This window comes from gamma proteobacterium symbiont of Lampromicra miyakona (assembly GCF_059730895.1).
On record NZ_AP035932.1, the window covers coordinates 2490458 to 2513174 of the forward strand.

Annotated in this window: 24 protein-coding genes and 3 tRNA genes; 13 read left to right on the forward strand and 14 right to left on the reverse strand. The window is 57.8% G+C overall.

Annotated elements, in window-relative coordinates; translation table 11 throughout:
- Positions 1-432 (reverse strand): MarR family winged helix-turn-helix transcriptional regulator, encoded by a 432-nt coding sequence (locus tag AC6I8P_RS11625; RefSeq protein WP_058769594.1) that lies wholly within the window; start codon positions 430-432, stop codon positions 1-3.
- 478 nt (positions 433-910) lie between these two features.
- On the opposite strand from AC6I8P_RS11625, the gene AC6I8P_RS11630 reads away from it, so the two are divergent.
- A complete protein-coding gene (locus tag AC6I8P_RS11630) occupies positions 911-1168 on the forward strand; it encodes a biofilm/acid-resistance regulator YmgB/AriR (protein ID WP_125309408.1) in 258 nt (85 codons plus the stop codon).
- A gap of 151 nt (positions 1169-1319) precedes the next feature.
- Positions 1320-2819, forward strand: coding sequence for a SulP family inorganic anion transporter (locus tag AC6I8P_RS11635; RefSeq protein ID WP_498030627.1), 1500 nt, complete (start codon positions 1320-1322; stop codon positions 2817-2819).
- Between the two features lie 41 nt (positions 2820-2860).
- Here AC6I8P_RS11635 and rclA read toward each other — a convergent pair whose 3' ends face one another.
- Positions 2861-4186: a reactive chlorine resistance oxidoreductase RclA gene (gene rclA / locus AC6I8P_RS11640; protein WP_338670346.1), complete on the reverse strand. Its 1326-nt coding sequence runs from the start codon at positions 4184-4186 to the stop codon at positions 2861-2863.
- 138 nt (positions 4187-4324) lie between these two features.
- Between rclA and AC6I8P_RS11645 the strand changes: the two genes are divergently transcribed.
- Both AC6I8P_RS11645 and AC6I8P_RS11650 read left to right on the forward strand, forming a co-directional pair.
- The gene (locus tag AC6I8P_RS11645; RefSeq protein ID WP_058780781.1) at positions 4325-5188 is read left to right on the forward strand and encodes a helix-turn-helix domain-containing protein; all 864 of its coding nucleotides are present in this window, start codon (positions 4325-4327) and stop codon (positions 5186-5188) included.
- A 110-nt stretch (positions 5189-5298) separates the two neighbouring features.
- Complete coding sequence (locus AC6I8P_RS11650; protein ID WP_058769590.1) at positions 5299-5469, forward strand: hypothetical protein; 171 nt, start codon at positions 5299-5301, stop codon at positions 5467-5469.
- 112 nt (positions 5470-5581) lie between these two features.
- Here AC6I8P_RS11650 and AC6I8P_RS11655 read toward each other — a convergent pair.
- The 6 genes from AC6I8P_RS11655 to uvrY form a co-directional block, all read right to left on the reverse strand.
- Positions 5582-5667, reverse strand: a tRNA-Leu gene (locus tag AC6I8P_RS11655).
- An 11-nt stretch (positions 5668-5678) separates the two neighbouring features.
- Positions 5679-5752: transfer RNA gene (locus AC6I8P_RS11660), tRNA-Cys, on the reverse strand.
- 43 nt (positions 5753-5795) lie between these two features.
- A tRNA-Gly gene (locus AC6I8P_RS11665) sits at positions 5796-5871 on the reverse strand.
- 151 nt (positions 5872-6022) lie between these two features.
- Positions 6023-6571 carry a CDP-diacylglycerol--glycerol-3-phosphate 3-phosphatidyltransferase gene (pgsA, locus tag AC6I8P_RS11670; RefSeq protein WP_021508275.1) on the reverse strand — a complete coding sequence of 183 codons (549 nt, stop codon included), beginning with the start codon at positions 6569-6571 and terminating at the stop codon, positions 6023-6025.
- A gap of 68 nt (positions 6572-6639) precedes the next feature.
- Positions 6640-8472, reverse strand: a complete 1833-nt coding sequence (uvrC, locus tag AC6I8P_RS11675; RefSeq protein WP_058769589.1) for an excinuclease ABC subunit UvrC — start codon at positions 8470-8472, stop codon at positions 6640-6642.
- Positions 8465-9124, reverse strand: a complete 660-nt coding sequence (gene uvrY / locus AC6I8P_RS11680) for a UvrY/SirA/GacA family response regulator transcription factor (protein ID WP_021508277.1) — start codon at positions 9122-9124, stop codon at positions 8465-8467. The genes uvrC and uvrY overlap by 8 nt, the downstream gene beginning before the upstream one ends.
- Before the next feature lie 432 nt (positions 9125-9556).
- Between uvrY and AC6I8P_RS11685 the strand changes: the two genes are divergently transcribed.
- Positions 9557-9784 carry a DUF2594 family protein gene (locus AC6I8P_RS11685; RefSeq protein WP_010616664.1) on the forward strand — a complete coding sequence of 76 codons (228 nt, stop codon included), beginning with the start codon at positions 9557-9559 and terminating at the stop codon, positions 9782-9784.
- A 31-nt stretch (positions 9785-9815) separates the two neighbouring features.
- Here the strand turns inward: AC6I8P_RS11685 and AC6I8P_RS11690 are convergent, their stop codons facing one another.
- On the reverse strand, positions 9816-10427 hold the full coding sequence (locus AC6I8P_RS11690) for an acyl-homoserine-lactone synthase (RefSeq protein WP_031279842.1): 612 nt from the start codon (positions 10425-10427) through the stop codon (positions 9816-9818).
- A gap of 124 nt (positions 10428-10551) precedes the next feature.
- Positions 10552-11274 carry an autoinducer binding domain-containing protein gene (locus AC6I8P_RS11695; protein WP_021508278.1) on the reverse strand — a complete coding sequence of 241 codons (723 nt, stop codon included), beginning with the start codon at positions 11272-11274 and terminating at the stop codon, positions 10552-10554.
- Between the two features lie 539 nt (positions 11275-11813).
- On the opposite strand from AC6I8P_RS11695, the gene AC6I8P_RS11700 reads away from it, so the two are divergent.
- Entirely contained in the window at positions 11814-12488 is a 675-nt protein-coding gene (locus AC6I8P_RS11700; protein WP_498030628.1) for a DUF4396 domain-containing protein, read from the forward strand.
- Between the two features lies 1 nt (position 12489).
- Here the strand turns inward: AC6I8P_RS11700 and AC6I8P_RS11705 are convergent, their stop codons facing one another.
- A complete protein-coding gene (locus AC6I8P_RS11705) occupies positions 12490-13188 on the reverse strand; it encodes an extensin-like domain-containing protein (RefSeq protein ID WP_058769587.1) in 699 nt (232 codons plus the stop codon).
- Positions 13189-13474: 286 nt separating this feature from the next.
- Here AC6I8P_RS11705 and cycA point away from each other — a divergent pair, with 286 nt between their 5' ends.
- On the forward strand, positions 13475-14866 hold the full coding sequence (cycA, locus tag AC6I8P_RS11710; protein WP_021508281.1) for a D-serine/D-alanine/glycine transporter: 1392 nt from the start codon (positions 13475-13477) through the stop codon (positions 14864-14866).
- A 41-nt stretch (positions 14867-14907) separates the two neighbouring features.
- Here the strand turns inward: cycA and AC6I8P_RS11715 are convergent, their stop codons facing one another.
- Positions 14908-15882 carry a metal-dependent hydrolase gene (locus AC6I8P_RS11715; RefSeq protein WP_498030629.1) on the reverse strand — a complete coding sequence of 325 codons (975 nt, stop codon included), beginning with the start codon at positions 15880-15882 and terminating at the stop codon, positions 14908-14910.
- A 25-nt stretch (positions 15883-15907) separates the two neighbouring features.
- Positions 15908-16543 carry an HTH-type transcriptional regulator RutR gene (gene rutR, locus AC6I8P_RS11720; protein ID WP_031279844.1) on the reverse strand — a complete coding sequence of 212 codons (636 nt, stop codon included), beginning with the start codon at positions 16541-16543 and terminating at the stop codon, positions 15908-15910.
- Between the two features lie 308 nt (positions 16544-16851).
- Between rutR and rutA the strand changes: the two genes are divergently transcribed.
- Genes rutA through rutG form a run of 6 tightly spaced genes read left to right on the forward strand, consistent with a single transcriptional unit; the run spans position 16852 to position 21798 of the window.
- Positions 16852-17943, forward strand: a complete 1092-nt coding sequence (rutA, locus tag AC6I8P_RS11725) for a pyrimidine utilization protein A (protein WP_058759710.1) — start codon at positions 16852-16854, stop codon at positions 17941-17943.
- Positions 17943-18653 carry a pyrimidine utilization protein B gene (gene rutB / locus AC6I8P_RS11730; RefSeq protein WP_141496467.1) on the forward strand — a complete coding sequence of 237 codons (711 nt, stop codon included), beginning with the start codon at positions 17943-17945 and terminating at the stop codon, positions 18651-18653. The genes rutA and rutB overlap by 1 nt, the downstream gene beginning before the upstream one ends.
- Before the next feature lie 42 nt (positions 18654-18695).
- The gene (rutC, locus tag AC6I8P_RS11735; RefSeq protein ID WP_021508286.1) at positions 18696-19091 is read left to right on the forward strand and encodes a pyrimidine utilization protein C; all 396 of its coding nucleotides are present in this window, start codon (positions 18696-18698) and stop codon (positions 19089-19091) included.
- A complete protein-coding gene (gene rutD / locus AC6I8P_RS11740; RefSeq protein WP_021508287.1) occupies positions 19091-19891 on the forward strand; it encodes a pyrimidine utilization protein D in 801 nt (266 codons plus the stop codon). The genes rutC and rutD overlap by 1 nt, the downstream gene beginning before the upstream one ends.
- Positions 19892-19905: 14 nt before the next feature.
- Positions 19906-20427 (forward strand): NADH-dependent FMN reductase RutF, encoded by a 522-nt coding sequence (rutF, locus tag AC6I8P_RS11745; protein ID WP_481658079.1) that lies wholly within the window; start codon positions 19906-19908, stop codon positions 20425-20427.
- A 45-nt stretch (positions 20428-20472) separates the two neighbouring features.
- The gene (gene rutG, locus AC6I8P_RS11750) at positions 20473-21798 is read left to right on the forward strand and encodes a pyrimidine utilization transport protein G (RefSeq protein WP_058769582.1); all 1326 of its coding nucleotides are present in this window, start codon (positions 20473-20475) and stop codon (positions 21796-21798) included.
- On the opposite strand, the gene AC6I8P_RS11755 is transcribed toward rutG, so the two are convergent.
- Positions 21795-22709 carry a DMT family transporter gene (locus AC6I8P_RS11755; RefSeq protein ID WP_021508290.1) on the reverse strand — a complete coding sequence of 305 codons (915 nt, stop codon included), beginning with the start codon at positions 22707-22709 and terminating at the stop codon, positions 21795-21797. The genes rutG and AC6I8P_RS11755 overlap by 4 nt on opposite strands.
- Positions 22710-22717: the final 8 nt, after the last annotated feature.

Genomic DNA, 22717 nt, shown 5'->3' on the forward strand with positions numbered 1-22717 from the left:
CTATACGTTTCCTAAGCGTTCAAGCAGCTGCTGCAACACGTTTTCGGTCACTGCCAGCGCGGCGGGATCGATATCGGCCAGCAGCTGGGCGCGCAGCGCATCCGCCTGCGTTTTTACCGTAGCGAACGCCTCGCCGCCCTGCTCGGTTAACACCAGCAGGCGCTTGCGACGATCTTCCTTTGGCTGCACCCGTGCCAGCAGCTGCTGTTTCACCAGCCGATCGACCAGCGGCACCACACTGGCTTCCTCCAGCCCCAATAGCTGTGCCAGCGCCTTTTGCGTCGGCGGTTCACTGGCGGTCGCTACGCTGGCAATTGCCAGCCAGCTACTCATACTCAAACCGCTCTCTTTCAGGCGGCGATCAACCGCCAGCCGCCACGCATGGGCAGTAAGATGCAACAGACGGGAAAACGGTTGTGGATGGTCAGTCAAAGCGTAGCGGCCTAATGGTTAGAGTTCTAACTAAATTGGAAGGTTATTATAAGCTAAGCGACGTGCGAATGAAAAGTTTGCTTACATCAGCAAATTTAGTCGTGCTGCGCGCAGATTACCAGTTTCACTTAAGTCGCAAAAAGGCCCGGCCAGGCCGCGTGTACAGCTTGCCTGTATAACTTTTTTCGGCAAAATACCCTATAATATTGAGTAAATTAGCCTGATAAGCACGAAATGCACAAGCCGCCGCTTGTACAGATTAGGGGTTACTGTATAACTTTAGCCGCCATGAATCGGTTAACGATTCGGTAACGAATGATGCAGTTGCGTCGCCTCTGAAGGTGTTGTGGATTTCCACCTTCAGAGGTGTCTTTTTGTGTTGGGTGGTGAGTCAGGTTTTTCGCGCCTGTCCGCGCGGAAATATTTCATCCTGGTTGTGCTGGCCGCAGGGCCATCAGCCAATCTTAAGGGCTTACACATGCAAAATGCCGTCAACAGCAGCGATGCCATCGCTGACAATTTTAAACAGGCTGTTAACAGTGAAACCAATGAGATGGAAGTCTTAGGCCATCTGATTGCTGAAATCCTGCACAGCGGTATGCCGGTGACCAATAAGGCCATTATTGCCGCCCTGATTAGCCGGCTGGAGCAGGAAGCCGATGTCGTCCAGCTGGATGTCTACCGTCACCTGCTGGAACTGGTGGTTCACCAGACCCCGGATGATTTTTCGCTGTAGCCGCAGCGGATTCCAGGGATGGAATCAACCTTATCGCCCCGTTTTACTGGCGCCTCGCGTCATCCCCCGGTAACATCGCCCGCGTCAACTTTTCCATTAAATATTGCTATGCCGTGACGGCATGCGCATCCAATAAAAGAGCCTGCAACAGATGAGTCAAACTGCCGATCGCCCCGCTGCCACAGCGAGCGACATCACGGTCGCACGTGTGCTGCGTTCACCCTCTCTTTTCACCCGCGAGTGCCTGGCCGGGGTGATTACCGCCCTGGCGCTGATACCGGAAGTGATTTCGTTTTCCGTGATTGCCGGCGTCGACCCTAAAGTCAGCCTTGTCGCTTCGGTGGTGCTGTGCCTGACGCTGTCGATTCTGGGAGGACGGCCAGCGATGGTCACCGCGGCGGCCGGTTCCGTCGCGCTGGTGATCGGGCCGATGGTGCACGCGCATGGCGTGGAGTACATTCTGCCGGCAGTGATCCTCGGCGGTGTTATTCAGATCATTTTCGGCCTTGCCGGGCTGTCGCGCATGATGCGCTATATTCCGCGCTCGGTGATGATCGGCTTCGTTAACGCGCTGGGAATACTGATTTTCTTTGCGCAGGTGCCGCACGTCTGGGGCCAGTCGGGTCTGGTGTGGCTGCTGTTCGCCGCCACGCTGGCCATCGTGCTGCTGCTGCCCAAAGTGCTTAAAAGCGTGCCTTCGCCGCTGGTGGCTATCGTGGCTGTCACCGCTGTCGCGCTGCTGCTGGGCTATCGCGTGCCCAACGTCGGCGATGAAGGGCCAATGCACGCCGGCCTGCCGGATTTCAATACCCTGCTGGTGCCGCTTAATCTGCAGACGCTGCAGATTGTCTGGCCCACCGCGCTGTCGGTCGCCTTCGTCGGCCTGATGGAATCCCTGCTGACCGCCAAACTGGTGGATGACATGACCGATACGCCTTCCGGCAAGCGGCGTGAATCCTGGGCGCTGGGCGTCGGCAATATTCTGGCAGGCTTTTACGGCGGTATCGCCGGCTGCGCGATGATCGGCCAGACCATTGTTAACGTTGAGCTGGGCAAGGCGCGTACCCGGGTGTCCACCGTGGCCGCGGCGCTGGTGCTGCTGTTGCTGGTCACCGGTCTTAGCCAGATCATGGCGCAGATTCCGATGGTGGTGCTGGCGGGCATTATGATGGTGGTCGCGGTGAAAACCGTGAACTGGCACAGCCTGCAGCCGGCCACGCTGAAACGCATGCCGTGGTCGGAAACGCTGGTGATGGTGCTGACCGTCGCCGTCACGGTGTGGACCGGTAACCTCGCGCTTGGCGTGCTGGTGGGCGTGATGCTGGCCATGATGCTGTTTGCCCGCCGCATCGCTCACGTGATCCATGCCGAACGTCAGCTGAGTGACGATGGCGAGCAGGTGCACTACACGGTACGTGGCCCGCTGTTTTTCGCCAGCAGCAACGATCTGTTTGAGCATTTTGACTACGGCCACGATCCGCAGCGCGTCACCATCGATTTGACCCACGCGCAGATTTGGGATGCCTCCAGCGTGGCGGCGCTCGACGCCATTGAGTACCGCTACCAGCGGCACGGCGCCAGCGTCACCTTCACCGGCCTGGATAACCGCAGCAGCGATTTCCGCGATCGCCTCAGCGGCAATCTCGGCTAGATGTGCGATAGGGACGCCCGGTGCGGGCGTCCTGTTCGGCATTATTTTACCAGGGCAAACAGATCATTGAGCGATTCGCTCATGGTTGGGTGGGTAAAAATCTGGTCACGCAGCACGCTATACGGCAGCCCGGCATCCATTACCGTTTTCACGATGTTAATGACTTCATGCGAGTCCGCTGCCAGCAGCGCCACGCCGAGAATCTGCTGGCTGCCATTATCAACCACGGCTTTGAGCATGCCACGGGTATCGTCAACAACGCGCGCACGCGGAATCGCGGCGACCGGCAGTGTCACCACCTGAATATCCCGCCCCTGCGCGCGCGCCTGCGCTTCAGTCAAACCAATGCGTGATAACACAGGCGTCATAAACACGGAATATGGGATGTTAACGCGGTCTTCGGTGGTGCGCGTACCCTTACCCAGCAACTGATCGTAAACGATGCGGAAGTCATCTAGCGAAATATAGGTAAACTGTGGCCCGCCGGTAACATCGCCCAGCGCCCAGATATGATCCACGGAAGTTTTAAGCTGTTTATCGACGCGCACCGCGCCGCGCGCATCGGTCACCACTCCCGCGTTTTCCAGTTTCAGTGCCTTCGTCGCCGGGCGACGGCCCGTGGCGACCAGCAGCACATCGACTTCACGATCGCCCTGTGCGGTATGCAGCGTCACGCTGTCGCGACCGCTGGTTACACGCTGTAATGCAGTGTTGAGCTCGAGCTTAACGCCCTGCTCCTGCAGGATCCCGGCTATCGCCGCACTGATATCATCATCTTCCCGCGCCAGAAATTGCGGTGCACTTTCAAACAACGTCACTTCGCTGCCAAAACCGGCAAACATGGAAGCAAACTCAACGCCAATATAACCGCCGCCAAGGATCCCCAGCCGCTGCGGCAGTTGCGTTAAATTCAGGATACCGCTGCTGTCAACCACGCGCGGTCCGGCAACTAAGCCTTCCAGTGCGGGAAACACCGCTTCGGCACCGCTATTGATAAAAATACGCTCAGCATGAATCTGGCTGACCTGCTGCGAAGAGGTGATTTTCAGCGTGTGGGCATCCACAAATTCCGCCTCGCCATCAATAACATCGACCTGCGCAATAGCGGCCAGGTTGAGGTAATTCTTCTCACGCAACAATTCTACTACTGCCGCTTTGCGCTGCATGGCATCGCTGAAACTGGCATGATGTTGCACATCGTGTACCAGTGCTTTCGTTGGGATACAGCCAACATTAATGCAGGTGCCACCATACATTACGCGGGATTTTTCGATGATCGCGACACGCCATCCGGCGCGCCCCAGAGCCGCCGCCAGCGTTTTACCTGCTTTACCAAAGCCGATGATTGCTGCCTGATAATGGTTCATGATGTTCTCCATAAGCGTCAAAAATAGTCATCACCCAAAGCTTACGGTTTGCTGCCGCGCCGTATTTCGCCGCAACGCTGATATTTTTGTCTTTGCGTCTGAATCAAGCGGGCAGCTCAGGGAAAAGGGAAAAAACAGATGGATCCATTGAGTCAACTGCTGCTGCTGCATAACCCGCAGGGCAGCATAGATAAGAACTGCGTGCTGAGCGGTGAGTGGCAACTGCCGCACAGCGCCGGGCACCTGTGCGCAGTGCGCTGGCATACGGTCACAGGTGGCCCGGTCATGCTGGATATGCCCGTCACTGCGGGTGTCGAACTCAATGCTGGCAGCGTCATATTTCTGCCGCAAAACGCCGCGCATCGTATTTATCAGCGCCATACGCAGCCAACCCAACTGGTATGCGGCCTGCTGGAACTGCCCGCGTCGGCGCATGCTTTCCTCACCGCCCTGCCCGAAGTGCTAATGCTGGCCCCCGAACCCACAAGCAGCGATGGGCGCTGGCTGGCTGCGGTGCTGCCGTTCATCACCCAGAGTGCTGATGCACTGCCAGCTGCTGGTGATGCCGCACTTCGCAGCCAGCAGATTGGCAGCCTGTTCACACTGGCGGTGCGCCATGGGCTCTCAACTCACGCAGCGCACCCTGGCTTACTCTCCCTGGCTCTGCATCCACGGCTTGGTCCTTTAATCACCCAACTGTGCGCCGCGCCGGAAAGACCGTGGACGGTAGAAGCCATGGCTCAGCAAGTGTTTATGTCCCGCGCCTCATTCGCGCTGCTGTTCCGCCAGCTCAGCGCTACCACGCCGCTGGCCGTGCTCACCGCCCTTCGTCTGCAACTGGCCGCTCAGCGACTGGCGCGCGAAACAGCCCCGTTAATCAACATCGCTCTGGCCGTCGGCTACGCCAGCGAATCATCCTTTCACAAAGCGTTTGTCCGTGAGTTTGGCTGCACTCCGGGAGAATACCGACGTCGCGTTGAAACGCTGGCGCAGGACCGCTAAGAGTAAAGAAGAAAACTGTACGCGCTTCGCTTGCGTAAAGGCGGATTCGTGGCTTTGCTTATTTCTCAGTGCGTTAACGATTACGCGGTTCGTAACAGGAGGAGAGCAAGATGAGTGGTTTGATGAAGGCAGCCTTAGCGGCACTGACATTGGTTACCCTGGCCGGCTGTATGCAACACAGCGATGCGGTGGGCAGTGACGGACGTCCGCACGCACCCAGCAAGCAGTCAGTACCTGGCGCCAGCGAAGGCGAAGGCCCGGTCGGCCAGCCACAGGATTGAGATTAGCGGGACAGACGTTATGTCCCGGTTTTATTTTTCAGGCACAAAAAAACCGCCCTTGGGCGGTCACGACATTGCTACTTATTGCTTTGATTTTATTCGGTATTAAATATGGTGCCCGGGGCGGGACTTGAACCCGCACGACCATAAGCCGAGGGATTTTAAATCCCTTGTGTCTACCGATTTCACCACCCGGGCAGGGTGTAAACTGGAGGCGCGTCCCGGAGTCGAACCGAGGTGGACGGATTTGCAATCCGCTGCATGGCCACTCTGCCAACGCGCCTTTTAATCTGAGGTGCAAGCCGTCTGCGACGTATTGCAATATCTGGAGCGGGAAACGAGACTCGAACTCGCGACCCCGACCTTGGCAAGGTCGTGCTCTACCAACTGAGCTATTCCCGCATGTGCTTATGCTTCACCGAACTTGCTGATTTTATTCAGCTTCTTGCAGCCTTGCTGCCGTTCGATGCGATGCATTCTACTTATCTGACGCAACGAGTCAATAGAATTATCCACACACTGCGTCCGTTTGCTGCTTTTTAAATCGCATCGATCAGCTATCGAGCAAATCGCCGCGTGCCGCGCTTAAATACTGGAACATTGACCAGAAAGTCAGCACCGCTGCGATGTACAGCGCCACCACGCCAACGCCGACTACGGTCGCGTCCGGACGCCACAGCAGCGCCACCAGCGACAGCATCTGCGCCGTGGTCTTCACTTTGCCAATCCACGACACCGCCACGCTACTGCGCTTGCCAATCTCCGCCATCCACTCACGTAAGGCCGAGATAATGATTTCACGCGCGATCATGGTGGCGGCCGGCAGCGTGATCCACCAGGCGTGGAAATACTCGGCGACCAGCACCAGCGCCATCGCCACCATCACTTTGTCAGCGACCGGATCGAGAAAGGCACCAAAACGTGTTGTCTGCTTCCAGCGACGCGCGAGGAAGCCATCAAACCAGTCAGTGACCGCAGCAATGACAAACAGCAGCGCCGTCGCGAAGGGAGCCCAGTGAAATGGCAGATAGAACGCCAGCACGAAGAACGGGATCAGAACAACTCGAAACAGGGTAAGACACGTCGGAATGTTAAATTGCATATGCCAGTAACTGTCTGGTGTGAGTAGGATTTAACGTATGTTCCTACATTGCCCACCCTGTTTCAATGTTAGTGTTTCAGCGAGTAGTAGATTTTTTCCGCCAGGGCGAAGGAGATACCCGGTACTTTAGCGATCTCATCGACGCTGGCATTCATCAGCGGTTGCAGGCCGCCCATGTACTTCAGCAGCTGCTGACGCCGTTTGGGTCCGACGCCTTCAATGCTCTCCAGCGCGCTGGTGTTCTTCACTTTGGCGCGTTTTTTCCGGTGGCCCGAAATTGCGTGATTGTGAGCGTCGTCACGAATGTGCTGGATAACATGCAGCGCCGGCGAGTCCGGCGGCAGCGAAACGCCCTCGCCTTCCGCCGCAAAGAACAGCGTTTCCAGGCCGGCTTTACGGTCGCTGCCTTTTGCCACGCCGAGCAGAATCGGCCGGTTTTTATCCCATGGCACATCCAGTTCCGCAAACACCTGCTGCGCCTGCGCCAGCTGCCCTTTACCGCCATCGATCAGGATCACATCCGGGATCTTTTCCGGTTCCAGCGCCTTGCCGTAACGACGGCGCAGCACCTGATTCATCGCCGCGTAGTCATCACCGGGGGTGATTCCTTCAATGTTGTAGCGGCGATAGTCAGCGCGCAGCGGGCCGTCACGGTTGAACACCACGCAGGACGCGATGGTCTGTTCGCCCATAGTGTGGCTGATGTCGAAACACTCCATGCGGTTAATCTGCTCCAGTTTGAGGAACGCCGCCAGCGCCGCCAGACGCTGCTGGATGGTCGAGTGCTGCGCCAGCCGCGTCGTCAGCGCCGTGGCGGCATTGGTGCGCGCCAGCTTCAAATAGCGCGCGCGGTCGCCGCGCGGTTTGCTCTGAATGCTGACTTTGCGCCCGGCCAGTTCGCTCAGCGATGCGGCCAGCAGTTCCCGCTCAGGCAGAGTGAAGTCCAGCAGGATGTCCGCCGGTAAGGTACGTGCTTCGCTGCCCTGCAGATAGAACTGCCCGACAAACGTCTGCACCACTTCGGTGAGTTCCGTGTCCGCCGGCACCTTCGGGAAATAGCTGCGGCTGCCCAGCACTTTGCCCTGCCGGATAAACAGCACGTGCAGACAGGCCATGCCGGCGTCATAGGCCACGCCCATCACGTCGAGATCATCGCCCTGATTGGAGACGAACTGTTTCTCTGTAATCCGCCGCACCGCCTGAATCTGGTCCCGCAGGCGCGCCGCCTCTTCGAAGCGCAGGCCCACGCTGGCCTGCTCCATACGCTGCACCAGCTGATTAATTACCTGATCGTCTTTACCGGCCAGAAACAGCCGCACATAGTCGGTTTGCTGCGCATATTCCTCTTCGCTCACCAGGCCGGCGACGCAGGGGCCGAGGCAACGGCCAATCTGATACTGCAGGCACGGACGTGAGCGGTTGCGGTAGACGCTGTTCTCGCACTGGCGAATCGGAAACACCTTTTGCAGCAGCGCCAGGGTTTCACGCACCGCATAGCCGTTGGGAAACGGACCAAAGTATTCGCCTTTGGCGTGTTTGGCACCGCGGTGCATCGCCAGGCGCGGATGCGGATCGCCGCTAAGGAAAATATAGGGGTACGACTTATCATCGCGCAGCAGCACGTTGTAGCGCGGCTGATACAACTTGATGTAGTTGTGCTCCAGCAACAGCGCTTCGGTCTCCGTATGGGTGACCGTGACATCAATATTATGGATGTTGCTGACCAGCACTTCGGTCTTACGGCTCCCCACCTGCGTGCGGAAATAGCTGCTCAGGCGTTTTTTAAGGTCTTTGGCTTTACCAACATAGATCACCGTGCCTGTCGCGTCATACATGCGGTAGACGCCGGGCTGACTGGTCACGGTGCTGAGAAAGGCTTTGGGATTGAAAACGTCACTCACTACTGATTAACGGCTCCGCATTAAACAGGCCATGGCGTATGGCCAGATGCGTTAACTCTACGTCACCACTGATGTTCAACTTGCTGAACATGCGATAGCGATAGCTATTAACGGTTTTCGGGCTCAGGTTAAGCTGCTCGGAAATCTCCGTCACCTTTTGCCCTCGGGTAATCATCAGCATAATCTGCAATTCCCTTTCCGACAAACAGCTGAACGGTGATTCGGCGCGCTGCGGCTCAATCTGGCTCAGCGCCATCTGCTGAGCGATATCAGAGGCGATGTAACGCTGACCGGCGTGCACCGAGCGAATGGCGCTGACCACTTCCTGCGGCGCCGCCCCTTTGCTGAGATAACCTGCCGCACCGGCCTGCATGACTTTCGCTGGCAGGGGGTTTTCGGTGTGGATAGTCAGCATGATGATGCGGATATCCGGATTGAAGCGCACGATTTTGCGCGTCGCCTCCAGTCCGCCAATGCCGGGCATGTTCATGTCCATCAGCACCACATCCACAGGATGTGTGCGGCACCATTTTACCGCATCCTCACCACAGGCCACTTCCCCGGCAATCACCAGTCCCTTCATATCTTCCAGTATGCGACGAATACCGGCGCGTACCAGTTCATGGTCATCGACAAGAAGCAGGCTGATCAACGGGACGTACTCCGCAGGTTAGTGGGGGAAAATATATTTCAGGGGCGTTATCTTACCGGGTTTCGCGTGGAAAGAACATCAGGGGCGCCAGATAAATCTCAAAACCAATGACCCATGTCAAATAGCAGGCAGCGGTGATTGTTTTTTTAGCTGATGCAATACCATACTGGAATAAAATTGTTAAAATGTGACTAATATCATTAAGTTATAATTTATAACCCGCCTTCGCTTCTTCCCGCCGGCAGCACCTAAAAATAATCTTTCCGTGGAAGTTTTTTGCGCACAAAAAATAACGAACGGCGCAATTAATTAACCGTCTGCGCGCGGGTCGATGATGTGGCCTAAATTCTTCCATCAAGCGTATGATATACTCTGTTTTTTATGCACGGGAAGAATGTGTGCGCACAAGGTCATTCCACTAAGGAGATAATGATGAGTGATGAAGATTTCGTAACATCGCGCGATACCCAGGCGCTGGCGGATGAAGTCGCCTGCCTGAAAATGATGGTGACGCTGATCCTGAAAGGTATGGGCCAGGCTGATGCCGGTAAGGTGATCATCAACATGGAGCGCTACGTTCAGTCCGCGCTGGCTGATAAACCGCAGGCCGAGGTGTTCAGCAACACCATTCGCCAGATTAAAACCGCCTACCGTCAGTAAGCGGCGTGCCCTGCGCATCCTGCGCGGGGCGTTAGCTGTGTGACTGCCAGTTGACCGACACGCCCAGCGAGGGCAGCACTTCTTCCGGACTGAAGCGACGCGTGCCGCGATACTTCTCCGCCAGCGCCGGCTGCTGCACCGGAATACGAATGGCAAACAGATTGTCTTCTGACTGAATCAGTCCCGGCGAGAGCGGCTCGTACACCACCTGATGCTGCTCAAACATTTTCTCCAGCATCGGCGTGGCCGAACTGATCAAATACTCCATCCCGCTCAGCTCAGCCAGCTGTACCGAATGCCATAAGATGTTCAGCGGCAGTTCGGCATCCACTTCAAGGCGGGCCGAATAGCGCGACATTTCCCACACTTTTTGCTGATCAAAAGGCAGCACCATGCCTTCCGGCACTTCCGGCTCGTGCCATGGTAACAGACGTGCGCAGCCACAAATGCCCTGACGCGCAGTCCAGGCAATCAGCCAGGTGACATCGGAACGATCGAAGCGATCGTACTCCTGTCCCGGCGTGCTGAGTCGCGGCGGAATTGACCAGCCCTCGCCACGCGCAAAGACGCTGTAACGATAGGTGCCCAACTCGGCCAGCAAAGAGGACGGCATATCCTTTAGCTGTGTTTGAATTATTTTCATCATGCGCCCCTGACATCCCCATGTTTGCAATGATTTATTAAGCGCCAGCCTGGCGGAGTTTCCGGCGCAGGGTAGACAACTGACTGCGGCTTAGGAACTACTAAAATTAGTAGTTGCCTTTTCGCTATATCAGGCCGATGGCTGCGGCATAACAGGCAATCTGCGTTTTATTGGAAACATTAAAACGCTTTTGCATATTCTTTTGGTGAAAATTTACCGTGTGTTCAGAAATAGCCAGAATGAGGGAAATTTCGGCTGAGGTTTTTCCCTCCGCTGTCCATTTCAATATTTCCAGCTCGCGCTGACTAAAATCATTCGATAACACCACCATTGAGCCGTCATTCAGACGGTCCAGCACACGCAAACTCAGTTCCGCCAGGAAGTGCAGTTGCACCTCCAGCTCAACGCGTCTGTGCTGGGTCTGGCTGGGTTGTTGCGATGCTATAGATAATATACCAATGGCACGATTTAGCGCCATTGCCGAGCATGAAAAGCCACTTACCAGCCCTGCTGCATTGGCTTCTGCCCATAAATTGCCTGCGCCGGTAAATAAATCACGCGTCCACTCCACGCCGCGACCGGGCTGCTGGCAGAGCATTAACACCGGATCCACCGCATAGTAATTTTCACTTTCGTAGCGTTTCACCCAGCTCTGCGGATAGGTGCTAAAGAGAAAAATACGCGGTCGGGTAAAAGGCACCGGATGCTGTACCAAAAAGGCAAAAGCATCAAATCCAAGGGCCTCAACATGTTTTTGCAGCAGCGATTTCAATTGCAGCACTTCGGAAAGCGCCTGAAATTCTTTTTCAGTTTCGCCTCGCCAGACGAAATAATTATCGATGGTCATTATTGCCCTGGCGCTGTTTCACGCCTTATTCATAACAGGATATCTGTGCCGATTAATGTAAAAAATAAATTAACCAGAGAAAAAATATTGATTGAAACCAGAGCGGCATTGCGGGCAAAAAGTGATAACTACCTTGTTGTCAATATGTTACCCAAATGAGAAATTAAACTATGGTGCGTTTGCCAGCGGCACCATCAGGATGATAAGTCGTGCGAATCAGAATAAGATTTTTCTGAAGAATTTTCAATCGTCCTGTTGATTAAAGGCCAGACTTCGCAGATAAAACATTCGCCTCATCATTAATCGCTATTATCTTTGCCATTCCCCTTTTTTATACCGCCCGTCATAATCTTTCTGCTGATTAAGTCCGCAGCGCGGCTTAATTCCAGTTATTTCTGCAGTGTTTCCCTGCCGTGCCCCTGTGGCAGACATTTCCGGCACCGTCTTTTCCAGCTACGCTTTAGCAGAGGCGCAAGGTGGCAGGCACCAGCATAGCTCCGCAGGCTGGCGCGATTTCAGTAAACTGAGTGGGACTGACTATGTTAAACCAGCTGGCATTACCTTTTCTGGTCGTGGGCGTGTGTACCGCCCTGATGATCGCTAAAGATCTGTTGCGTCACCCGCATCCGCTGGCGGTCATGAATATCATCTGGCCGCTCACCGGGCTGTACATGCCGTTTTTCGGCTGGCTGGCATGGTGGTATCTCGGGCGTAAACCGTCACGTCAGCGAAAACTGGCGCTGCTGCTGCCATCCGGATTAACCGGTTATGCCAGCTGGCAAACCATTTTTATTTCCACTTCGCTCTCTGCCGCCGCCTGTATATTCGGCGACATCATCACCCTGCCAATAGTCACTCTGCTCAAGCATTTTGCTATTAGCCCGGCGCTGTGGTTTCAGGCGGTTATTTGCGTGATGATTTCGTTACTGGCGGGATTATTTTTTCAGTTTCTGGCCATTCGCCAGCGGGAACAACTTTCTATTGTCCGTACGTTATTATTAGCGCTGAAAACAGAAACCTTTCCGCTGCTGATTTATCAAACGGGAATCTTTATCTTTATGACGCTGGCCCTAAAATATGTGCTTAATCAACAGCTCAATCCCCTGCTCAGCGCCTTCTGGTTTATGTTACAGCTGGCGATGCTCACCGGATTTATTTTCTCCTGGCCGGCAAATCATTTCCTCATCAAACGCGGATTAAAGCCGGCGGTGTAGTTTAGCGACAAAAGCCTGCGCCGCGCATGCCAAGGTGGAAATGGCTGGCATGCGCCGCATTGTAATCCGGCCCCAGCGCATTACCGAAGCTGGCACAGCCGTTGCGCCATAACGCGTGCAAACCGGCAGCGGCCTGCGGCGGTTGCTGCCAGTTTTTGCCTACCTGTAGCCAGCGCCCATCCGCCAGCTGAAAGCCCGTGATGTCCCACGCCTCCGCCGTCGCGTGTTCACTGCGGCGTCCTTCCTGGCGGTGATAAATATTGCGGCAGGCGTAACTGCCAACATGCGCGATGCGGCGCAGCGGCGAGGTAATGCCGGCCTGCTGCAGCGCCGCATTGCTGCGCGTAACATACAGCGTGCTGGCCACCGCCATCGGACAGCTGGCAAGAAAACTGCTGCTCAGCGTGACCTCACCGAAGCGGCTGATGCGCAGCGGTTGATCAATCGGACAATCGCCCTGCAGCGGCGGCACCTCACGGAAACTGACTCTGCCCTGCGCGCTGGCCGCACGCATCACCGCCAGACACGCGGCCGGATCGCTGCTCAGCCGCTGCAGCTTATAGCGCGTCATCCAGCCCGGCGGATCGGTAACCTGGAGCGGTATAAACGGATTCCACTGTGGCGGCAGATGGGTTTTCAGCCAGGGTAAACTCCACCAGCCGCACAGGGCCAGCAGCACTATCGCGAGCAATGCGCGCACGCTGCCTCACTTTTTCCGGGTTCATCGAAATGACAAGTGTAGAACCCTGCGCAGCGCTGCGTGGTGCAAGCGGCTCATTTGCAGAACATTTACGCAAAATGACGGCACGGCGCGCCATGTAAATATTTACTGACACGGTAAAGCACGCAAAAGGGCACAAAGGTTTAAAAACCATTACCGAGAGTGGCCGCCTTTCCTCTATCTTATGCCCTCTTGCCCTGTGCAACAGCACGTTATTCAACAGCCAGCAGAGCTGACACAACATCAAGACAGGAAAGATATTTTTATGGTTGATCAATCTAAAGCGGCGCCCATTGAGGCCGAACAGCCGGAAAAACTCCGGCGCAACCTGCATAACCGTCACATCCAGCTTATCGCCATCGGCGGTGCCATTGGCACCGGTCTGTTCATGGGCTCCGGTAAAACCATCAGCCTGGCGGGTCCGTCGATCATCTTCGTCTATATGATCATCGGTTTTATGCTGTTCTTTGTGATGCGCGCCATGGGTGAGCTGCTGCTCTCCAACCTTGAGTACAAATCCTTCAGCGACTTTGCCGCCGATCTGCTCGGTCCGTGGGCCGGTTATTTCACCGGCTGGACTTACTGGTTCTGCTGGGTGGTGACCGGCATCGCCGACGTGGTGGCGATCAGCGCCTATTTCCAGCTGTGGTTCCCGGACTTCTCGATCTGGATGAGCGCGCTGCTGTGCGTGTTTGTTTTCCTTGCCCTGAACATCGCCACGGTAAAACTGTTTGGCGAGATGGAGTTCTGGTTCGCCATTATCAAAATTGTCGCCATCGTGGCGTTAATCATCACCGGGATTGTGCTGGTCAGCCTGCATTACCCTTCGCCGAACGGGAGCCACGCGGCGCTGAGCAATATCTGGGATCACGGCGGCATGTTCCCGAAAGGGCTGAGCGGTTTCTTTGCCGGCTTCCAGATTGCGGTGTTTGCCTTTGTCGGCATTGAACTGGTGGGTACGGCGGCGGCGGAGACCAAAGATCCGCATAAAGTTCTGCCGCGTGCCATCAATGCGATCCCGCTGCGCATCATCATGTTCTACGTGCTGGCGCTGCTGGTGATCATGGCGGTGACGCCGTGGAACCAGGTCATGCCGGATCGCAGTCCGTTCGTTGAAATGTTTGTGCTGATTGGCCTGCCGGCCGCTGCCAGCATCGTTAACTTTGTGGTGCTGACCTCCGCGGCCTCCTCAGCCAACAGCGGCATCTTCTCCACCAGCCGCATGCTGTATGGCCTGGCGGAACAGGGCGTGGCGCATAAGGCGTTTGGCCGTCTCTCGGCGCGCGCGGTGCCGACCACCGGCCTGTTCTTCTCCTGCCTGTGTCTGCTGGCTGGCGTGGCGTTGATCTACCTGATTCCGGATGTGATGACGGTCTTCACCATGGTGACCACGGTTTCGGCGATTCTGTTTATGTTTGTCTGGACCATTATCCTGTGCAGCTATCTGGCCTACCGCAAACAGCATCCGCAGCGTCATGCGGCGTCACGCTTCAAAATGCCACTCGGCAAGCTGATGTGCTGGGTGTGCATGGCTTTCTTTGCCTTTGTGCTGGTGCTGCTGACCCTGCAGGAAGATACCCGCCAGGCGCTGATGGTGACGCCACTGTGGTTTGTGGTGCTGACCATGGGCTGGCTGCTACGCCGGCGTAAAGCCTGATCCACCTAAACGAAAAGGCCCGGTTATCCGGGCCTTTTTCGTTATAAGCGTTCTGTGAATTTGTGCCACGCCTGCCCCAGCGACGGCCGCAGCGAATCTTCCCGCTGTGGTGCTGCTGCCGGCGCTGCGGCGGGACCGAGATTAAAGGTAAAGGTGTAATCCGGCTCTTCCCCCATGCGCAAATCCACGATCAGCGTGTCGTTGCCCTGCTGGCGCATGGCATAAAATCCATGGCTGAACCACGCAACGCGTTCCGCGTGCCACTGGCCTTTAAACGGGGCAAAAAGCGCGGGATGGCGATCGTACCAGCGGATCTGTAAGGGACGATCGGGCGACAGCAGCGACCACCAGGCTTCCCCGTAGCGCTGCGGCGTGATAATTACCGTGCGCCACACCAGCGTGTTGAACGCGGTGGGCGTCACCAGCAGTTGCTGCGGCTGCACGGCCTGCTGCGTCAGCTGGTGCTCAATATGCCGGGTAGCAACACTTTGCGCCACCATGCTCCAGCCCAGGTACAGCGTGCTGATGAGCAATCCGGCCTGATTCCAGCGCAGCCCGCACGCATCCCGCCGCCACAGTGCGACGATCAGGGCGATCAGCAGCGGCAGCGTGTAAAGCGGATCGATGATGAACATGCTGCCGATGGCGAACGGGTAATCGGTCAGCGGCAGCCCGAGCTGCGTGCCGTACACCGTGGTCAGGTCCAGCAGCGGATGCGTGATCAATGCCAGCCAGATGGCGAGGCACCAGGCGCGCCAGTGCTGCCGGCTGCGCGTCGCGCCAGCCACCAGCCAGCCAAATAACGGTGCCACCAGCGTCAGCCACAGCAGCGCGTGGCTCTCGGTGCGGTGCAGCGTCATGTTGCGAATGGCATCGCCGTGGTCGATAAACACGTCGAGGTCTGGCAACGTGCCCGCGACCGCCCCCGCCAGCGCCGCCTGCCACAGCGGCACGCGTTTGCCCATTACGGCCACGGTCACCGCCGCGCCCAGCGTTAGTTGTGATAGCGAATCCATGCACTCTCCTGGTCAGCCACGGGGATCAGCGCACGCGGATCCCTTCAATGATCATGCGCTGAACGTTATCCAGCGTCTGGGCAAAAAATTCCGCATCGTTTAGCGTCTGGCCGGTGATGGCTTCCACCTGGGACGCGAAATCAGCGTAGTGCTGCGTGGTCGCCCACAGCAGAAAGAACAGATGCTGCGGCTGCACGCCGGCAATACGCCCTTCGGCGATCCACTGTTCGATAATCGCCGCTTTGTCATCCACCAGCGCTTTTAAATCCCCCGCCAGCTCGCCCTTCAGCAGCGGCGCGCCCTGCAGCATCTCCAGACAGAACAGGCGCGATGCCTGCGGGTGGTCACGCGACACTTCCAGCTTGAGACGAATATAGTTGCGGATGGCCACCAGCGGATCCTGGTCATGACGCAGCGCACGTAGCGGCGCCAGCCACACATCAAGAATCTCTTTCAGTACCGCCACATACAGCACTTCTTTTGACGGATAGTAGTAAAGCAGGTTAGTTTTTGAGACGTCCGCGCGCTCAGCCACCTTATCCAGACTGGTGCCGTGAATGCCAAACTGCGAGAAGAAGGCCAATGCCGCTTCCAGAATAGCTGCCCGTTTCGCCGCAACGGCCCGCGATCGGCGTCCTGGCTTTTTTTCATCGCTTTTCACACTGTTACCTCTTCCATCCTGCGAAATCGCATCATAACAAACGCCCTGTATCCTGCCTAATGCTGTGCCCTGCACCTTTTTCGCTCAGGTGACGCATGAAAAACGTGCAATTTGTTTTGACCAGATGGTCTGTTTTGGACCAGTCACTCAGGATTCATTACGTCGCCAATTTTAACTGATTGTTATGTATCACTTTTAAAATTGTGGCACAGGCTTTGCAATTTTGTGATCGAGCGCCGCCCGCAGGATGCGTGCAGGAAGCAACGCAGCGCGTGAAGCAATCCATGTTCAATGCAGAGAGGTTTCACATGAAAATTGGCGTTTTCGTTCCGATTGGCAACAATGGCTGGCTCATCTCCACGCATGCCCCGCAATACAAGCCGACCTTTGAGCTCAACAAAGCGATTGTGCTCAAGGCTGAGCACTATCACTTCGACTTTGCCCTGTCGATGATTAAGCTGCGCGGCTTCGGCGGCAAAACCGAATTCTGGGACCACAACCTGGAGTCCTTCACCCTGATGGCCGGGCTGGCCGCGGTGACCTCACGCATTGAAATCTACGCCACCGCCGCCACCCTGACGCTGCCGCCCGCCATCGTGGCGCGCATGGCCGCCACCATCGACTCCATCTCGGGCGGCCGCTTCGGCGTCAATCTGGTGACCGGCTGGCAGAAGCCGGAGTATGAGCAGATGGGGCTGTGGCCGGGCGATGAATATTTTGCCAGCCGCTACAACTACCTGACGGAGTACGTCACGGTGCTGCGCGACCTGTGGGGCACTGGCCAGAGCGACTTCAAAGGTGAGTTCTTCACCATGAACGACTGTCGCGTCAGTCCGCAGCCGCAGAAGCCGATGAAGGTGATTTGCGCCGGTCAAAGTGATGCCGGCATGGCCTTTTCGGCGCAATACGCTGATTACAACTTCTGCTTCGGCAAGGGCGTCAATACCCCGACCGCCTTTGCACCCACCGCCGCACGCATGAAACAGGCCGCGGACAAAACCGGGCGCGACGTCGGTTCCTACGTGCTGTTTATGATTATCGCCGCCGAAAGCGACGAAGCCGCGCGCGCCAAATGGGAACACTACAAAGCCGGTGCTGACGAGGAAGCCCTCGCCTGGCTCACCACGCAGAGCCAGCAGGACACCAAATCCGGCAGTGACACCAATGTGCGCCAGATGGCCGATCCGACCTCTGCCGTCAACATCAATATGGGCACGCTGGTCGGTTCCTATGCCAGCGTGGCACGCATGCTGGATGAAGTGGCGCTGGTGGAAGGCACCGAAGGCGTGCTGCTGACCTTTGATGATTTCCTGCAGGGCATTGAAGATTTTGGTGAACGTATCCAGCCGCTGATGGCGTGCCGCCGCGCGCTGATTGACGCCCACAAGGAGGTTGCATAATGAATACCGTCGTTTGTGCCCACAGCAGCAGCCAGCCTGCAGTGACTCTGCCGGCGCGCCCGGAAGCCATCGCCCTGCCGCCGGCGCAAAGCGCGCTGATTGTGGTGGATATGCAGAACGCCTACGCCAGCCAGGGCGGCTATCTCGATCTGGCCGGGTTTGATGTCTCCGCCACGCAGCCGGTTATCGCCCGGATTCATCAGGCGGTCACCGCCGCCCGCGCGGCAGGGATGCAAATTATCTGGTTCCAGAACGGCTGGGATAATCAGTATGTCGAAGCCGGTGACGCCGGTTCGCCTAATTTCCATAAATCCAACGCGCTGAAAACCATGCGTCAGCGGCCGGAGCTGCACGGCACGCTGCTGGCAAAAGGCGGCTGGGATTATGCGCTGGTGGATGAACTGGTGCCGCAAGCCGGCGATATCGTGCTGCCCAAACCGCGCTACAGCGGCTTTTTCAACACGCCGCTCGACAGCATGCTGCGCAGCCGCGGTATTCGTCATCTGGTGTTTACCGGCATTGCCACCAACGTCTGCGTGGAATCGACGCTGCGCGACGGCTTTTTCCTCGAGTATTTCGGCGTGGTGCTGGCCGATGCCACCCATCAGGCCGGACCGTCGTTTGCTCAGCAGGCGGCGCTGTTCAACATTGAAACCTTTTTTGGCTGGGTCAGCGATACCGACACCTTCTGCGAGGCGCTGAAGTCGTAACCGCCGTTTCACCTGCACGCTTAATAATAAGGACTCTGAGTCATGCCTAAAACAGTGATTATTCCTCCCGGCACCACGACGCCGATCGCTCCGTTTGTGCCCGGCACTTTAGCCGATGGCGTGGTGTACGTTTCCGGTACGCTGCCGTTCGATGCCGACAACAACGTGGTGCACGTCGGGGATGCGGCGGCGCAAACCCGCCACGTGCTGGAAACCATCAAAAAAGTGATCGAGACCGCCGGTGGCAGCCTGCAGGACGTCACTTTCAACTCGATTTTCATCACCGACTGGAGCAACTACGCGGCGGTAAACCAGGTGTATGCCGACTATTTCCCCGGCGACAAACCGGCGCGCTTCTGTATTCAGTGCGGTCTGGTGAAACCCGATGCGCTGATTGAAATCGCCAGCGTGGCACACATTGGCCGGCAGGAGGCGTAATGCATCTGGACATTCAGGGATTAAGCGCGCCCGACGCGCCAACGCTGGTGCTGTCGTCCGGGCTAGGCGGCGTGGCCGCTTTCTGGCAACCGCAGCTGGCGGCACTGACGCCACACTATCGCGTGGTGACCTACGATCAGCGCGGCACCGGTCGCAGCCCCGATACGCTGCCGGAAGGTTACAGCATGGCGATGATGGCAGCGGAACTGGCCGACGCGCTGGCGGAGCACGGCATCGAACAGTATGACATCGTGGGCCATGCGCTTGGCGGGCTGATTGGCCTGCAGCTGGCGCTCGATTATCCGCAGCGCGTGGGACGCGTGGTGGTGATTAACGGCTGGCTGGCGCTGGATGCCCACACCGAGCGCTGCTTCCAGGTGCGCCAGGATCTGCTGCTCAACGTTGGTGTTGAAGCGTTTGTGCGCGCGCAGCCGCTGTTTCTTTATCCGGCCGAATGGCTGGCACGCCATCAGTCGCGCATCAGCGCGGAGGATGTGCATCACGTGGCGCATTTCCAGGGCATGGAGAACCTGCTGCGGCGTCTGCACGCGCTGAAATCGGCCGATTTCCGTCCGCACGCCTCGCGAATCACCCAGCCGGTGCTGGCGATATGCAGTCAGGATGACCTGCTGGTGCCGTGGAGCTGCTCGCCGCAGCTGGCGCAGGCGCTGCCCAACGGCAGCCTGATTGAGATGCCGTGGGGCGGCCATGCCATGAGCGTGACCGATGCCGACAACTTTAATGCGCTGCTGCTGCGCTGGCTGGCGGACACCGCCACGCCGGCTCGCCGCGCCAGCTAATCACGGAGCCGATGATGAGCGTACATGAACTGCCCCTGCTGCCCGAAGTGAGCCAGCAGGCTTTCCGCGATGCCATGTCCGGCCTGGGCGCGGCGGTCAATATCATCACCACCGACGGGCCGGCCGGACGCGCCGGTTTTACCGCCACCGCGGTGTGCAGCGTCAGTGATACGCCGCCGACGCTGCTGGTCTGCCTCAATCGTAATGCATCGGTGTGGCCGATCTTCCGCGACAACGGCGTGCTGTGTGTGAACACGCTGGCCGCTGGCCAGGAATCGCTGTCAACGCTGTTTGGCGGTAAAACCCCGATGGCGGAACGTTTTGCCGCCGCCCGCTGGCACACGCAGCGCAGCGGCGCACCGCTGCTGCAGGGGGCACTGATGGCGTTCGACTGCACTATCACGCAGGTCGTCAGCGTGGCGACACACGACATTCTGTTTTGCAACGTGATGGCGCTGGAGCGCCATGATGCCCAGCCCGGTCTGATGTGGTTTGACCGTCGCTACCATGCCCTTTCACGGCAGGACGCCCGCTAACGCCGCACCGTGCGGCCCGGTTCGACCACTACCCTGGAGAAGACGATGGCGAGTTCCTGGTTCCCCCGCTGGCAGAAAAAGTCAGCCATGAGCGATAACGGGCTGATTGCCCCCGACGAGACTCTGCCGCTTGGGCAGACGTTCGTGCTGGGCCTGCAGCATGCGGTAGCAATGTTTGGCGCAACGGTGCTGATGCCGCTGCTTATGGGGCTGGACCCCAACCTGGCGATTCTGGTTTCCGGTATCGGCACCCTGCTGTTCTTTATCATTACCGGTGGTCGCGTGCCGAGTTATCTCGGATCGAGCGCCGCGTTTGTCGGCGTGGTGATCGCCATTACCGGCTTCAACGGTCAGGGGCTCAATCCCAACCTGGCGCTGGCGCTGGGCGGCGTTATTGCCTGCGGCGCGCTCTACACGCTGATTGGCCTGGTGGTGATGAAAGTGGGTACCGGCTGGATTGAACGGCTGATGCCACCGGTGGTCACCGGTGCGGTAGTGATGGCCATCGGCCTTAATCTGGCACCGATTGCGGTGCACAGCGTCTCCGCCTCGATGTTTGATAGCTGGATGGCGGTGATGACGGTGCTGTGCATCGGGCTGGTGGCGGTGTTCACCCGCGGCATGGTGCAGCGGCTGCTGATTCTGGTCGGACTGATTGTCGCCTGGGCGCTGTACGCTCTGCTGACCAACGTGATGGGCTTCGGCAAGCCGGTGGATTTCAGCCGCGTGGCCAGCGCCGCGTGGTTTGGTCTGCCGCACACCACCGCGCCAGTATTTGATATGCAGGCAATCGTGATGATCGCACCGGTGGCGATTATTCTGGTGGCAGAGAACCTCGGCCATATTAAAGCGGTGGCGGGCATGACCGGGCGTAATCTCGATCCGTGGATGGGACGCGCGTTCGTCGGCGACGGCCTGGCAACCATGCTGTCTGGTTCCATCGGCGGCAGCGGCGTCACCACCTATGCCGAAAACATTGGCGTGATGGCGGTGACCAAAGTCTACTCCACGCTGGCGTTTGTCGCTGCGGCGCTGATTGCGCTGGTGCTGGGCTTTTCGCCTAAGTTCGGCGCGCTCATCCACACCATTCCCGGCCCGGTGATTGGCGGCGCTTCAATTGTGGTGTTTGGCTTAATCGCCGTGGCGGGCGCGCGCATCTGGGTGCAGAACCACGTCGATTTTAGCCAGAACAGCAATCTGATTATGGTGGCCACCACGCTGGTGCTCGGCGCCGGGGATTTTGCGCTGAAGATCGGCAGCTTTACCCTCGGCGGCATCGGCACGGCCACCTTCGGTGCCATCATCCTCAACGCAATTCTGCAGCGACGCGGTGCCGCGCTGACCCAGCCGGCGGCGCGCCCGCAGCCTTAAGGCTTCTGCGGTGCCTGCTCCGGCACCGCTTTTTTGCGCCGCAGGCGCAGTTCACTGACAATCACCCCGCAGACAATCAGTGCGCCGCCCAGCAGCGCCGCGGCCGGTAACCGTTCGCCGGCAATGCGTCCGACCACACCGGCCCACACCGGCTCGCCGGCATAAATCACTGTGGCGCGCGTCGGCGAGACGCTGCGCTGCGCCCAGTTCATGGTGACCTGAATCAGCGCGCTGGCCGCGCCGAGGCCCAGCGCGCTAAACAGCAGCGGTGCCGATAGCGTGGGTAAAGATTCGCCGTTGGGCAGCATCAGCACGAAGGCGCAGGCCGAAGCCACCAGCAGCTGTACCAGCGTCACGCGGCGCACATCGACCTGCCCGGCGTAGCGGCTGATAAGAATGATCTCGGCGGCAATGGCGAGGGTGCTGAGCAGCGTGGCGATCTCACCGGCATTCAGCGTCAGGCTGCCATCCTGCGGACCCGCCACCAGCACCAGACCGGTGAACGCCAGCAAAATGCCCAGCCACGCCATCAGGCCCGGCGGCCGGCGCAGAAACAGCCATTGCAACAGCGGCACCACCGGCACGTAAAGTGCCGTCAGAAACGCCGACTGGCTGCTGGAAATGGTTTGCATACCCCAGGTTTGCAATCCGTAACCGCCGGCAATCGCCACGCCAATCAGCGCACCCGCTTTGATTTCCAGCCAGGTAATGTGACGCAAATAGCGGCGAAAGAAAAAGGCCAGCAGCAGCGAGGCGGTAGCGAAACGCAGCCCGACAAAAAAGAACGGCCCCGAATGCGCCATGGCGCGATGCACCACCAGAAAGGTGCCACCCCAGACCATAGTGATAAAAATAAGTACCAGCTCCTGACGCGTAATACGCAGGCTGAGGCGGGAAGTGGAAGCAGACATAACGCACC

What these genes read in the sequence shown, in the direction of transcription:
- rutG (WP_058769582.1), top strand. Translation starts at nt 20,473, where the DNA reads ATGGCGAGTTCCTGGTTCCCCCGCTGGCAGAAAAAGTCAGCCATGAGC.
- AC6I8P_RS11695 (WP_021508278.1), bottom strand. Translation starts at nt 11,274, where the DNA reads ATGACCATCGATAATTATTTCGTCTGGCGAGGCGAAACTGAAAAAGAA.
- cycA (WP_021508281.1), top strand. Translation starts at nt 13,475, where the DNA reads ATGGTTGATCAATCTAAAGCGGCGCCCATTGAGGCCGAACAGCCGGAA.
- AC6I8P_RS11690 (WP_031279842.1), bottom strand. Translation starts at nt 10,427, where the DNA reads ATGAAAATAATTCAAACACAGCTAAAGGATATGCCGTCCTCTTTGCTG.
- AC6I8P_RS11755 (WP_021508290.1), bottom strand. Translation starts at nt 22,709, where the DNA reads ATGTCTGCTTCCACTTCCCGCCTCAGCCTGCGTATTACGCGTCAGGAG.
- AC6I8P_RS11685 (WP_010616664.1), top strand. Translation starts at nt 9,557, where the DNA reads ATGAGTGATGAAGATTTCGTAACATCGCGCGATACCCAGGCGCTGGCG.
- rutD (WP_021508287.1), top strand. Translation starts at nt 19,091, where the DNA reads ATGCATCTGGACATTCAGGGATTAAGCGCGCCCGACGCGCCAACGCTG.
- rclA (WP_338670346.1), bottom strand. Translation starts at nt 4,186, where the DNA reads ATGAACCATTATCAGGCAGCAATCATCGGCTTTGGTAAAGCAGGTAAA.
- rutB (WP_141496467.1), top strand. Translation starts at nt 17,943, where the DNA reads ATGAATACCGTCGTTTGTGCCCACAGCAGCAGCCAGCCTGCAGTGACT.
- rutF (WP_481658079.1), top strand. Translation starts at nt 19,906, where the DNA reads ATGAGCGTACATGAACTGCCCCTGCTGCCCGAAGTGAGCCAGCAGGCT.
- AC6I8P_RS11715 (WP_498030629.1), bottom strand. Translation starts at nt 15,882, where the DNA reads ATGGATTCGCTATCACAACTAACGCTGGGCGCGGCGGTGACCGTGGCC.
- rutA (WP_058759710.1), top strand. Translation starts at nt 16,852, where the DNA reads ATGAAAATTGGCGTTTTCGTTCCGATTGGCAACAATGGCTGGCTCATC.
- pgsA (WP_021508275.1), bottom strand. Translation starts at nt 6,571, where the DNA reads ATGCAATTTAACATTCCGACGTGTCTTACCCTGTTTCGAGTTGTTCTG.
- rutC (WP_021508286.1), top strand. Translation starts at nt 18,696, where the DNA reads ATGCCTAAAACAGTGATTATTCCTCCCGGCACCACGACGCCGATCGCT.
- AC6I8P_RS11635 (WP_498030627.1), top strand. Translation starts at nt 1,320, where the DNA reads ATGAGTCAAACTGCCGATCGCCCCGCTGCCACAGCGAGCGACATCACG.
- AC6I8P_RS11700 (WP_498030628.1), top strand. Translation starts at nt 11,814, where the DNA reads ATGTTAAACCAGCTGGCATTACCTTTTCTGGTCGTGGGCGTGTGTACC.
- AC6I8P_RS11630 (WP_125309408.1), top strand. Translation starts at nt 911, where the DNA reads ATGCAAAATGCCGTCAACAGCAGCGATGCCATCGCTGACAATTTTAAA.
- AC6I8P_RS11645 (WP_058780781.1), top strand. Translation starts at nt 4,325, where the DNA reads ATGGATCCATTGAGTCAACTGCTGCTGCTGCATAACCCGCAGGGCAGC.
- AC6I8P_RS11650 (WP_058769590.1), top strand. Translation starts at nt 5,299, where the DNA reads ATGAGTGGTTTGATGAAGGCAGCCTTAGCGGCACTGACATTGGTTACC.